This is a genomic window from Klebsiella sp. K5-204, from assembly GCF_030128585.1.
In the GTDB taxonomy this organism is placed as follows: Bacteria; Pseudomonadota; Gammaproteobacteria; order Enterobacterales; family Enterobacteriaceae; genus Klebsiella; species Klebsiella quasipneumoniae.
Genome location: NZ_JAKUZS010000006.1, coordinates 385180 through 397754, shown reverse-complemented (window position 1 = coordinate 397754; position 12575 = coordinate 385180). Strand labels below are relative to the sequence as shown.

Sequence of the window (12575 nt, the reverse complement as noted above, 5' to 3'; positions counted from 1 at the left end):
CCAAGGATCACAAAAGAGCAATTACCCAATTAAATTACAAATGACCAGAAAAGAGCAAAAGCTTGCCAGTTATGGCAACCACGGCGAGAATGCGGATATTCGCCGGGCCAATTGCGTGCCCTGGCCAGCAACTTAGGGCGGGAAACCATGAGTAAAGAAGACGATATCCGGTTGGATCAGAAGGTGCGTGCCGCATGGATGTACTACATCGCCGGCCAGAATCAGAGCGAGATCGCCAGCCAGTTGGGCACCTCCAGACCGGTGGTGCAACGGCTGATCGCCGCCGCGAAAGAAGAAGGGATTGTGTCGATTAATCTGCACCATCCGGTGGCGAACTGCCTCGATTATGCGCAGTTGTTGCAGGAAAAGTACCGACTTCTCGAGTGCAATGTGGTCCCCGCCTTTAGCGAAGAGAGTACCCTCGACAGCGTATCGTTTGGCTGCTATCAGCTGATGGCTCGCTATCTGCAGGATGATAAAGAGAAAATCATCGGCCTGGGCTCGGGCCTGACCCTGAAAAAAGCGCTGCAGCGCATCGATTTCGACAGCCTGAATACCCGCTGCGTGGCGCTGATCAGCGCCATGGACGCCGACGGGCAGTGCAACTATTACGATGACGTGCCCCTGTTGCTCACCCGCAAAATTAAGGCCAAGTACTATCAGTGGCCTGCGCCGCGCTACGCCCAGACCGCGGATGAGTATGAGATGTGGTGCACCAATCGCTTATTCCGCAGCGTCTCTGGCGTCGCCCGGGAGGCGGACGTCATTTTTGTCGGCATTGGTCCGCTGGGCACGCAAAGTCCCATCTTTAAAGACGGCTTTATCAATCAGGCGCAGATGGATGAGCTGACCGCCCGCGGCGGCATCGGGGAGATCCTCGGGCGGTTTATCGATGCAGAAGGCGAGGTGGTAGACAGCGAGATCAACCGCATGATCACCAGCTATGATATCCGCCAGAACCACTGCCCGCGGATTGCCGCGGCCTGTGGAGAATACAAACGACCGGCGATCCTGGCCGCCCTTAAAGGCGGCTGGATCAACGGTCTGGTGACCGATGAACATACCGCGCGCTGGCTGCTGACGCGCTAACGGCGCGGACTGAGGACACATACAAAACGGTAACCCCGGTGCGCGTCGCGCCACCGGGGAACCCAACGATACTGGTGCTTATCAGGCGATAGTCACTTTCCCGTCGAGATAGACATCCTGCACGGCATTGATCAGCTTCACGCCGTCGGCCATCGATTTCTTAAACGCTTTGCGGCCAAGGATCAGCCCCATGCCGCCGGCGCGTTTATTGATCACCGCCGTGCGCACCGCGTCGGCAAGGTCGGTCTCCCCGCCCGCCGCGCCGCCGGAGTTAATCAGCCCGGCGCGGCCCATGTAGCAGTTGGCCAGCTGGTAGCGCACCAGATCGATGGGGTTATCGCTGGTCAGTTTGCTGTACACCCGGTCGTCGGTATAGCCGAAGTTAACCGCTTTGTAGCCGCCGTTATTCTCCGCCATCTTTTGCTTGACGATATCGGCGCCGATGGTGGCCGCCAGGTGGTTGGCCTGACCGGTCAGGTCAGCGGAAACATGGTAGTCGACACCGTCTTTCTTGAATGCCGAATTGCGCAGATAGGCCCACAGCACGGTGACCAGGCCCAGCTCATGGGCCCGCTCAAAGGCCGCAGAGATCTCTTCTATCTGACGACGCGATTGTTCCGAGCCGAAATAGATCGTCGCGCCCACGGCCACCGCCCCCATATTGAACGCCTGCTCAACGCTGGCGTAGAGGGTCTGGTCGTACTCGGTGGGGTAGCTCAGCGTTTCGTTATGGTTGAGCTTCACCAGGAAAGGAATACGATGCGCGTAACGGCGCGACACCGAGGCCAGCACGCCGTAGGTCGACGCCACGCAGTTACAGCCGGCTTCGATCGCCAGCTCGACGATATTTTTCGGATCAAAGTACAGCGGGTTGGCGGCGAAGGAGGCCCCCGCCGAGTGCTCCACGCCCTGGTCGACCGGCAGAATGGACAGGTAGCCGGTCCCCCCCAGTCGTCCGGTGTTGTACAGGGTTTGCATATTGCGTAGCACCGCCGGCGGCCGGTTGTTATCCACCATCACCCGATCAACATAATCTGCGCCAGGCAGATACAGCTGGTCGGCCGGAATGGTTATACAACGGTGCTGCAAAAGGCTCTCGGCATCTTTGCCCAGCAACTGCGTAATATCAGTCATAGCAATCTCCCGTAAGGCCGGCCGGAGCCGGCATGCATTATCCCAACCCAATTATTTTGGGCAGGTTAAGCCTGGTACCGACTTAGCCTATTTTCCAGCCGGGAGGGCATTTTTTCAGGAGATTCTGCTGTCCCGTTACGCTGCCATTTACCACCAGGCATGGAAATGGTGCACCGGCCCGATGCCGTGGCCCACCTCCAGGGAGTCGGCCTGCGCCAGGGCCGCCGACAGCCAGGCCTTGGCCTCGGTAACGGTGGCCGCCCAGTCGGCGTGACGCGGACGCAGCGCCGCCAGCGCCGCCGAGAGCGTGCAGCCGGTGCCGTGCGTGTTTTTGGTCTGTACTCGCGGCGCGGTAAATCGCTGTTCCCCTTCGCGGGTGAAGAGCCAGTCCGGGCTCTCGGCATCGTCGAGATGGCCGCCCTTCATCAATACCGCGCCGCAGCCCAGCGCCAGCAGCGCCCGCCCCTGCTCCAGCATTTCGCGCTCGTTGCGCGCATGGGGTGCATCAAGCAGGGCGGCCGCTTCCGGCAGGTTCGGGGTGATCAGCGACACCTGCGGCAACAATCGTTGACGCAGGGTCTCCACCGCCGAGGCCGACAGCAGCGGATCGCCGCTTTTCGCCAGCATGACGGTATCCAGCACCACGTTGGCCACCCGGTAGCGCGCCAGCCGCTCGGCCACGGCTTCCACAATATCGGTTTCCGCCAGCATGCCGATTTTGGTGGTATCGATGCGCACATCGCTGAACACCGAATCGAGCTGCGCCGCCACAAAGTCCGGTTCAATACGATAGACCGACTGCACGCCGCGGGTATTCTGCGCCACCAGGGCGGTGATCGCCGAGCAGCCGTAGGCCCCCAGCGCGGAGAAGGTTTTCAGATCGGCCTGGATACCGGCCCCGCCGCTGGGATCGGTGCCGGCGATGGTCAGAGCATTGATGCGTTTCATGCGCGCACCTCCTGATACAGCGCGTCGAGAAACGCCGGAACAAAGCTCCCGGGCCCCCCGTGACGGGCAGCGATTTCCCCGGCCTGCTTCATGAGCCCGCAGGCGGCGGCCACGTTTTCCAGCCGGTCTCCCGGCAGCGCCGCGCTCGCCGCCACCACCGCCGACAGCGCGCAGCCGGTGCCCACCACCCGAGTCATCAGCGCACTGCCGCCCGCCACGCTGAGCACCCGCTCGCCGTCGGTGACGTAATCCACCTCACCGGTGACCGCCACGACGGTGGTCAACTGACGAGCCAGCGCCTGGGCCGCCGGCAGCGCCGCGGCGGCCGTATCGGTGGTATCCACCCCGCGCCCGCCGGCGCTCATCCCGGCCAGCGCCAGAATTTCGGAGGCATTCCCGCGAATGGCCGCCGGCTGGAAGGCCAGCAGCGCGTGACAAAAGGCCGTGCGCACGGTCAGGGCGCCGACCGCCACCGGATCCAGCGTCCAGGGCTTGCCGGCCTGGCGGGCCTGCTCCACTGCGGCACGCATGGCCACTGCGCGATCTTCGGTCAGGGTGCCGACGTTGATTAACAGCGCATCGGCGATGGCGGCGAACTGCGCCGCTTCGCGGGGATCGATCACCATCGCCGGCGAGGCGCCGACGGCCAGCAGGACATTGGCGGTAAAGGTCTGCACCACGTCATTGGTCATGCAGTGCACAAGGGGGGAATGGGCGCGCAGCAGATGGCGCAGGTGCGCGACAGGCGCGGGATTCAACAGCTCAGGCATGGTTTGCTCCCGCCAGACGAGGTAGAAGCAATGACCCTGCGGTCTCTGACTTCCCTACGCTGGCATTATCCAGATCAGGTGGTACGGGTATTTCTCAGCCTTCAACGAAGAAGGGCACCCCGAGTCATAAAAGCGGTACAACATTTTCCTGAAGCAGGATATGAAATGTGGCGGTGTAACACAAGCTGACCGGCTTTTTTCCCCGTCCGCCAGCTAATACAAAAGGCGTAATTTCTGATTAAAAATGTGTTTTTTGCAAACAAAACTGGATGAATGTAAATGTGTGGTTATATTTAAAAAATCTGTAACAAACAGTCACCTGCGTTAAATCGGTAAAACCGAACGAACCATGCAATAAATGAGGATTCCAATGAAATTAACCCCGATAGTGAAAGGGTTAGCGTTAGCGGGCATGTTGAGTAGTCTCGCTTTCGCCGCCTGGGCAGATACGTCAGCCAAAGAGGCAACCGAAGCGACCAAAAAAGCGAACGATGCCCTCTACAACCAACTCCCCTTCTCCGATAACACCGATTTCACCAATGCGCATAAAGGCTTTATTGCCGCCCTGCCGCCAGAGGTCATCAAAGGCGAACAGGGCAATGTCATCTGGGATCCGGGCCAGTACGCCTTCATTAAAGAAGGGGAAAAAGCGCCAGAAACCGTAAACCCGAGCCTGTGGCGTCAGTCGCAGCTGATCAACATCAGCGGCCTGTTTGAAGTCACCGACGGGGTCTACCAGATCCGCAACCTCGATCTCTCCAATATGACAATCATTGAGGGCAAAGAGGGGATCACCGTCGTAGACCCGCTGGTCTCGGCTGAAACCGCCAAAGTCGGCATGGATCTCTACTATAAAAACCGGGGTAAAAAACCGGTCGTCGCGGTGATCTACACCCACAGCCACGTTGACCATTACGGTGGCGTGCGCGGCGTGGTTGATGAAGCCGACGTCAAAGCGGGTAAAGTAAAAATCTACGCGCCGTCCGGATTTATGGAAGCGGCGGTGGCGGAAAATATCATGGCCGGGAACGTCATGAGCCGCCGCGCCAGCTATATGTACGGCAACCTGCTGAAGCCGGACGCTAAAGGCCAGGTGGGCGCGGGCCTGGGGACGACCACCTCGGCAGGCACCGTCACCCTGATTGCGCCAACCAACATCATTGATAAGGATGGCCAGAAAGAGGTGATCGACGGCCTGACCTATGACTTCATGCTGGCGCCAGGCTCCGAAGCGCCGTCAGAAATGCTGTGGTATATCGAAGAGAAGAAATTGATCGAATCCGCAGAGGATGTCACCCACACTCTGCATAACACCTACTCGCTGCGCGGGGCGAAGATCCGTGAACCGCTGCCGTGGTCGAAATATATCAACCAGGCGATCGTTCGCTGGGGCGATAAGGCTGAGATCATTATGGCCCAGCACCACTGGCCGACCTGGGGCAACGAGAACGTGGTTAACCTGCTGAAGAGTCAGCGTGACCTGTATCGTTACATCAACGACCAGACCCTGCGGATGGCTAACGAAGGCCTGACCCGCGATGAAATCGCCGCTAACTTTAAGCTGCCGGACGGCCTCGCCAATACATGGGCTAACCGCGGCTACTACGGCTCGGTCAGCCACGATGTGAAGGCCACCTACGTGCTGTATCTCGGCTGGTTCGACGGCAACCCGGCCACCCTTGACGAACTGCCGCCGGAAGAAGCGGCGAAGAAGTTCGTCGAGTACATGGGCGGCGCGGATGCCATCCTGAAGAAAGCGAAAGAGGATTACGACCAGGGTAACTACCGCTGGGTTGCCCAGGTGGTGAGCAAAGTCGTCTTCGCCGACCCTAACAACCAGCAGGCGCGTCATCTGGAAGCCGATGCCCTGGAGCAATTAGGCTATCAGGCGGAGTCCGGCCCGTGGCGTAATTTCTACCTTACCGGCGCCCAGGAACTGCGCAATGGCGTGGTGAAAGGTCCGACCCCGAACACCGCCAGCCCGGACACCGTCCGCGCCATGACCCCGGAAATGTTCTTTGATTATCTGGCGGTCCATATTAATGGCGAAAAAGCGGGCAATGCGAAGTCGGTCTTCAATATCGATCTGGGCAATGACGGCGGTAAATATAAACTGGAACTGGAAAACGGCGTGCTGAACCACACCGCCAATGCGCAAGCCAAAGAGGCGGATGCCACCCTGACGCTGGATCGCGCTACCCTGAATAAAATCATTCTCAAAGAAGAGACCCTGAAGCAGGCGGAAGATAAAGGGGAAGTTAAAATCAGCGGTAACGGGGCTAAACTCGATGAGATGTTAGGCTATATGGACCCGTTTGACTTCTGGTTTAACATCGTGACGCCGTAATGATTCGCTGACAGGCGTCGTGGGTAACAAGACAGAGCATTCTGCCTTGTTACCCTCTCCTGCCCGGTCAGTACTCCGCAGGCAGCGGTCGATCGATAGAGATCAGTTTGCCACGTTTCATCGTGATATATCCCCCCGCCTTTAAGTCCGCCAGCACGCGAAACACATGAGTGCGCGAAAGATTGGTACGCCGGATGATAAATAACGCCAGCCCCTCATTTTCACCCTCATGCGTATGCTGCCGATACAAATAGCGATACAGCATCGGACGAATCGTCTGGTAGCTGGTGACCTGGCGACGTTCATTGTGCAGGTCGATGGTAAAGATACTCATGAACACCAACACCTTCGCCAGCGCCTCAACGCGTTGCGGGTGGGTAGCAATAAAAAGGCGATCAAAAGTGGCGTAGGAAATTTTACGCAGCGTCACGGTTGCGCTTCCGGTATATTCAAATTTCGCCAGCGGGCAATACCGTTCCATCAGGCCAATCGGCATATGCTCAATAGTATTACCGATATTCAACCCATCATCCGGCATTAATATGGATAGCGAACCCTCGGTACAAAAATAAATATACCCCGGTTGCGGGCACCATTTTTTATTGGCGGCGAGAATAACCTCTTCACCTTCCACGAGGATATCGGCAAAAAAGTCGGCTATGGCTAACGTCTTATAATAACTATGTATTTCCTGGAAATTCATTTTCTGCCCTCGCCTGCGCCGTTAGCGACAGTATAGCAGCCCTCGCCTGCTAAAGACGAGGAGATCCTTTAGCGGCGCCGCGCCAGTCCCATATGGGACTATTCAGCGGAATATTAGTCTTTAGAATAAACGACAAGCCATTCACTTTTTAAGCGGGAGATATTTTTTATTTCCGCATAATAAATTACCTGAGAGGTAGTGATGAAATTAAATCAGATAGCCAAAAATCTGGCGCTGGCCGGAATGTTATCGTCTTTGTCGGTAACCGCCTTTGCCGCCGCGCAACAACAGGATGCCACACCGGCCACGCGGGAGGCGAACCAGGCCCTATACCGTAAACTGCCGTTTGCGGATAAAACCGACTTTAACAACGCCCATCAGGGATTTATCGCGCCCCTGCCGCCGGCGATGCTCAAAGGTGACCAGGGAAATATTATCTGGGATCCGGCCAAATATAATTTCGTCAAAGAGGGCGAAAAGGCGCCGGACACCGTCAATCCCAGCCTGTGGCGACAGTCGCAGCTGCTTAATATCGGCGGTCTGTTCAAAGTCACCGACGGCGTTTACCAGATCCGTAATCTCGATCTTTCCAATATGACCATTATTGAAGGCAAAACCGGGATCACCATCATCGACCCGCTGCTAAGCGCCGAACCGGCTAAAGAGGCTCTGGAGCTCTATTTTGCCCACCGGCCGAAAAAACCGGTGGTGGCGGTGCTGTTTACCCACAGCCATGTAGACCACTACGGCGGTATCCGCGGGGTGGTGGATGAAGCCGATGTCAAAGCCGGAAAAGTGAAGATTTACGCCCCGGACGGCTTTATGGAAGAAGCGGTTTCCGAAAATATCATGGCCGGTACCGCAATGAGCCGCCGCGCCAGCTATATGTATGGCAACCTGCTGAAGCCGGACGCCAAAGGTCAGGTTGGCGCCGGTCTCGGCACCACCACCTCGGCGGGTACCGTCACGCTGATCCCGCCGACCAACTACATTACCCATACCGGTCAGCAGGAAGTGATCGACGGCCTGACCTATGACTTTATGATGGCGCCGGGCTCGGAAGCGCCGTCTGAGATGCTGTGGTATGTCAAAGAGAAGAAAATGATCGAGGCGGCAGAGGATGTCACCCATACCCTGCACAACACCTACTCGCTGCGCGGCGCCAAAATCCGCGATCCGCTGGCGTGGTCGAAATACATCAACGCCGCCATCGACCGCTGGGGCAACGATGCGGAAGTGATTATCGCGCAGCACCACTGGCCGACCTGGGGCAACGACAATATCGTTAAGCTGATGAAAGGTCAGCGCGATATGTATCGCTATATCAACGACCAGACTCTGCGGATGGCGAATTTGGGCATGACCCGCGATGAGATCGCCGCCAACTTCAAGCTGCCGGAGTCCCTTGAGAAACAGTGGTCCAGCCGCGGCTACTACGGTTCCGTCAGCCACGATGTAAAAGCGACCTACGTCTTCTACCTCGGCTGGTTCGACGGCAACCCGGCCACCCTCGACGAGCTGCCGCCAGAGCAGGCGGCGAAGAAGTTCGTGGAATATATGGGCGGCGCCGATGCCATCATGCAGAAAGCCAAAGCCGACTACCAGCAGGGGAACTACCGCTGGGTGGCGCAGGTGACCAGCAAAATCGTCTTCGCCGATCCGAACAATCAGCAGGCGCGTCATCTGGAAGCCGACGCCCTGGAGCAGCTCGGGTATCAGGCGGAAGCCGGGACCTGGCGCAACTTCTACCTCACCGGCGCTCAGGAGCTGCGTAACGGCGTGCAGAAACTGCCGACGCCGAACACCGCCAGTCCGGATACCGTGCGGGCGATGACGCCGGAAATGTTCTTCGATTACCTCGGGGTGCATATCAACGGCGAAAAAGCCGGGGCGGCTAAAGCGGTCTTTAACATCGACCTCGGTAAAGACGGCGGCAAGTACAAACTGGAGCTGGAAAACGGCGTGCTTAACCATACCGCCAATGCGGTAGCCGACAACGCAGACGCCAGCATCTCGCTCAGCCGCGACACCCTGAATAAGATCATCCTGAAACAGGAGACGCTGAAGCAAGCTCAGGCCAACGGCGAGGTTAACATTAGCGGCAATGGCGCTAAGCTCGACGAAATGCTGAGCTATATGGACACCTTTGCCTTCTGGTTCAACATCGTCACCCCGTAAGCGCAACGCGCCCCACGCTCCCCCGCCGCCTGTCAGGCCGCGGGGGAACTTTATCTTCAGGCAAACGCGCCGAGGGTTTGCCATCCCCCCGCCCGCGGCTCAAAATACGCTGAGGACAACTTTTTGCGCGGAGGTATTTATGGCGCTTTATCACCATGCGCTGGTACTGATTAACAGCAGTCAGGACGGCGTCCCGCTGCTCGAGCATGCCGCCAGAATGGCGGAAGAGAACGGCATGCGCATCACTATCGCCCACATCAGCACCGACTACCGGGCGCTGAACTATGTTTCCGACAGCCTGCGCGACGATCAGGTCTCGCAGGAGGTGATCCAGGCCAAAGCCCTGCTCAACGAGCTGGCCTGCACCGTCTCCCTGCCGGTGGATACCCTCTCGCTGGTGACCACCCGCCGCTTTGAAGATGTCGAAACCTGCGTTCGACAGCGGCAGATCGATTTAATTATTGCCGGGCACCATAACCGGCTGCTGGGCGTCCTCTCCTCACACTCGCTGGAGTACATCAACCACTTGACCATAGACGTGCTGATCAAGCACCTGCCCTAGCGCAAGGCGGCCTGCAGCAGGGAAAAACAGTCTTCGATAAGCGGCGGCAGCGCCTGCGGCCCGCGCATCAGGGCCACCGTGCGGGTCAACGCCGGCTGCTGCAGCTGGGCGACCTTGAGCGCCGGGTCCTGCAGATGGGTGGTGTACAGCTCCGGCAGTATCGCCACCGCTAAGCGCGAGCGCACCAGGCCATACAGGGTTTCGATATAGTCCACCTGGTAGCGGGTGGTCAGCGTCAGGCGATGGCTCTCCACTAATGCCGCCACCAGCCGCTGAATATTGCCCTTCGAGAAGACGGCAATGTCCCGCCCCACCAGCTGTTTCCACGGCAGATGCGCCTGCGCGGCCAGCGGATCGTCGCGGTGCAGCACCGCCACGAAGGGATCGTCGCGCAGCGGATAGACCAGCAGTTCTGCGGGCAGTGAGCTGTCGATCGCCCCGATGCCGAAATCAATCTCGCCGCGCTGCAGCGCCTGGATGAGCGCATCGTTGGTCTGATCGTGAAATTCAATACGCAGGCGGGGAAAGGCCTGGGCCAGGGTCTGCGGCAGCAGCGGAAACAGCAGCGAACTGACCGACGGCACCAGGCCGATGCGCACCGTCCCGTCGCCGCCCGCCTCGACGATCTGCTGCATATCGAAAAAGGCCGCCTGCGCCACGCTGAGGATCCGCTGGGCGTGGGGTAAAATCGCCGCCCCCAGTTCAGTCAGGGTGACCGCCGAAGCGGTGCGGTTGACCAGCTTGCCGCCGAGCACCGTTTCAATTTGCCGCAGAGCGCTGCTCAGCGCCGGCTGGCTAATCGCCAGCCGACTGGCGGTATCGGTAAAATGGCGCAGCTGGGCCAGGGTGACGAAATACTGAAGCTGTTTAAGAGAGAGCGCGGGCAGCCGCTGCCAGGGTTCGTTCATCATCGGGTTCGCTACGGTGGTCCTGCACAATAACCCGAGCTTATCGGGTGATAAATTTATTCATCTGGGCAAACGTTTGCTATGCCCCTAGAGTATCCGCATTATCCTTGTGCCGGAGTGGTTATGTCCAGCAATGCTCAAGTCCGCCGTCGCGCCGTGCAGGCCGCGCGCGGCGAATCCCCGTTTGATCTGCTGCTGGTCGATGCGCAGATCGTCGATATGGCCACGGGCGAAATCCGCCCGGCTGACGTCGGTATCGTCGGCGAGATGATCGCCAGCGTCCACCCGCGCGGCAGCCGCGTCGACGCCCATGAAGTGCGTTCCCTGTCCGGCGGCTACCTGTCGCCCGGCCTGATGGACACCCACGTGCACCTCGAAAGCTCCCACCTGCCGCCCGAGCGCTACGCCGAAATCGTCCTCACCCAGGGCACCACCGCGGTGTTCTGGGATCCGCATGAGCTGGCCAACGTGCTCGGCGTCGAGGGCGTGCGTTACGCGGTAGACGCCAGCCGCCACCTGCCGCTGCAGGTGATGGTCGCCGCGCCGTCGAGCGTGCCTTCCACCCCCGGACTCGAAATGTCCGGCGCCGATTTCGCCGGCGCGGAAATGGAGACCATGCTCGGCTGGCCGGAAGTGCGCGGCGTGGCGGAAGTGATGGATATGCACGGCGTGCTGCACGGTAGCGAGCGGATGCAGGAGATTGTCCAGGCCGGTCTCAACAGCGGAAAACTGATTGAAGGCCACGCCCGCGGGCTGAGCGGCGCCGACCTGCAGGCCTACCTCGCCGCCGGCGTCACCTCCGATCACGAACTGACCTCGGCGGACGACGCGCTGGAAAAACTGCGCGCCGGGCTGACGATCGAGATCCGCGGCTCGCACCCTTACCTGCTGCCGGATATCGTGGCGGCGTTGAAAACGCTGCCGCACCTCTCCTCGCAGATCACCGTCTGCACCGATGACGTGCCGCCGGATATGCTGCTGGAGAAAGGCGGGATCATCGCCCTGCTCAACCTGCTGATCGAGCATGGATTACCGGCGGTCGATGCGCTGCGTTTCGCCACCCTCAACGCCGCTATTCGCCTGCAGCGTCACGATCTCGGGCTGATTGCCGCCGGGCGACGCGCCGACCTGGTGGTGTTTGATTCCCTGGAGAAACTGGCGGCCCGCGAAGTCTACGTTGGCGGGGAACGGCTGGCCCATGCCGGCCGCCTGCTGAAGCCGATCGCCCCCGCGCCGGGCGTGACGCCGCCGCGCGATACCTTGCAGATAGCCCCCCTCGCCGCCGATGACTTTATCCTGCGCATCAAGGGCATTCGCCACGGCGTCGCCCGCCTGCGCCATATCCGCGGCGCGCGCTTCACCCAGTGGGGTGAGGTCGAAGTGCAGATCCGCGACGGCCAGGTCCAACTGCCTGCCGGCTTCAGCCTGATCTGGGTCAAGCACCGCCACGGCCGCCATCAGGCGACGCCGCAAATCGCCCTGCTTGAAGGCTGGGGCGAGCTGCGCGGCGCCATCGCCACCAGCTATTCCCACGATTCACACAATCTTGTGGTGCTCGGGCGCAATGCTGAGGATATGGCGCAGGCGGCCAACCAGCTTATCGCCTCCGGCGGCGGGATGGCGCTGGCGCAACGGGGCGAGATCCTCGCCCATGTGGCGATGCCGATTGCCGGCATGCTGTCGGATCTCCCGGCGGCCGACCTGGCGCGTCAGTTCCGCGAGCTGCGCGATCTGAGCAGCAAAGTCGCCGACTGGGAGCCGCCGTACCGGGTCTTTAAGGCCATTGAAGGCACCTGTCTTGCCTGTAACGCCGGGCCGCATTTAACCGATTTGGGTCTGACCGACGGCGGCAGCCGCCAGATAGTCGACCCGTTGATAGCCTGCCGGGAAACCCCGGCGCCAACGCCTCACAACAATAATCCTCACGGAGCCTGAG

The 12575-nt window shown here is 59.7% G+C and carries 10 protein-coding genes and 1 riboswitch; of the genes, 5 read left to right on the top strand and 5 right to left on the bottom strand.

Annotated elements, in window-relative coordinates:
- The first annotated feature begins 147 nt into the window (after positions 1-147).
- On the top strand, positions 148-1089 hold the full coding sequence (locus MKR05_RS17920) for a sugar-binding transcriptional regulator (RefSeq protein WP_048982266.1): 942 nt from the start codon (positions 148-150) through the stop codon (positions 1087-1089).
- An 81-nt stretch (positions 1090-1170) separates the two neighbouring features.
- On the opposite strand, the gene fbaB is transcribed toward MKR05_RS17920, so the two are convergent.
- The 3 genes from fbaB to thiM all read right to left on the bottom strand — a co-directional run bounded on the left by fbaB (position 1171) and on the right by thiM (position 3941).
- Positions 1171-2223 (bottom strand): class I fructose-bisphosphate aldolase, encoded by a 1053-nt coding sequence (gene fbaB, locus MKR05_RS17915; RefSeq protein WP_004201578.1) that lies wholly within the window; start codon positions 2221-2223, stop codon positions 1171-1173.
- A gap of 147 nt (positions 2224-2370) precedes the next feature.
- The gene (thiD, locus tag MKR05_RS17910) at positions 2371-3171 is read right to left on the bottom strand and encodes a bifunctional hydroxymethylpyrimidine kinase/phosphomethylpyrimidine kinase (protein ID WP_009307429.1); all 801 of its coding nucleotides are present in this window, start codon (positions 3169-3171) and stop codon (positions 2371-2373) included.
- Positions 3168-3941: a hydroxyethylthiazole kinase gene (gene thiM, locus MKR05_RS17905; protein WP_023290408.1), complete on the bottom strand. Its 774-nt coding sequence runs from the start codon at positions 3939-3941 to the stop codon at positions 3168-3170. Before thiM ends, thiD begins: the two co-directional genes overlap by 4 nt.
- A 34-nt stretch (positions 3942-3975) precedes the next feature.
- Positions 3976-4073, bottom strand: a riboswitch (TPP riboswitch).
- Positions 4074-4311: 238 nt separating this feature from the next.
- Here thiM and MKR05_RS17900 point away from each other — a divergent pair.
- Positions 4312-6288 (top strand): alkyl/aryl-sulfatase, encoded by a 1977-nt coding sequence (locus tag MKR05_RS17900; RefSeq protein ID WP_023290409.1) that lies wholly within the window; start codon positions 4312-4314, stop codon positions 6286-6288.
- 67 nt (positions 6289-6355) lie between these two features.
- Here the strand turns inward: MKR05_RS17900 and MKR05_RS17895 are convergent, their stop codons facing one another.
- Positions 6356-6991: a helix-turn-helix domain-containing protein gene (locus MKR05_RS17895; protein WP_087827396.1), complete on the bottom strand. Its 636-nt coding sequence runs from the start codon at positions 6989-6991 to the stop codon at positions 6356-6358.
- Positions 6992-7192: 201 nt separating this feature from the next.
- On the opposite strand from MKR05_RS17895, the gene MKR05_RS17890 reads away from it, so the two are divergent.
- Positions 7193-9169: an alkyl/aryl-sulfatase gene (locus MKR05_RS17890; RefSeq protein WP_104466545.1), complete on the top strand. Its 1977-nt coding sequence runs from the start codon at positions 7193-7195 to the stop codon at positions 9167-9169.
- Positions 9170-9308: 139 nt separating this feature from the next.
- Entirely contained in the window at positions 9309-9731 is a 423-nt protein-coding gene (locus tag MKR05_RS17885; protein WP_023290412.1) for a universal stress protein, read from the top strand.
- Here the strand turns inward: MKR05_RS17885 and MKR05_RS17880 are convergent.
- Positions 9728-10642 carry a LysR family transcriptional regulator gene (locus MKR05_RS17880; RefSeq protein WP_048336188.1) on the bottom strand — a complete coding sequence of 305 codons (915 nt, stop codon included), beginning with the start codon at positions 10640-10642 and terminating at the stop codon, positions 9728-9730. The two genes, MKR05_RS17885 and MKR05_RS17880, sit on opposite strands and share 4 nt — an antisense overlap.
- 120 nt (positions 10643-10762) lie before the next feature.
- On the opposite strand from MKR05_RS17880, the gene MKR05_RS17875 reads away from it, so the two are divergent.
- The gene (locus MKR05_RS17875) at positions 10763-12574 is read left to right on the top strand and encodes an adenine deaminase (protein WP_238875193.1); all 1812 of its coding nucleotides are present in this window, start codon (positions 10763-10765) and stop codon (positions 12572-12574) included.
- Position 12575 lies beyond the last annotated feature (1 nt).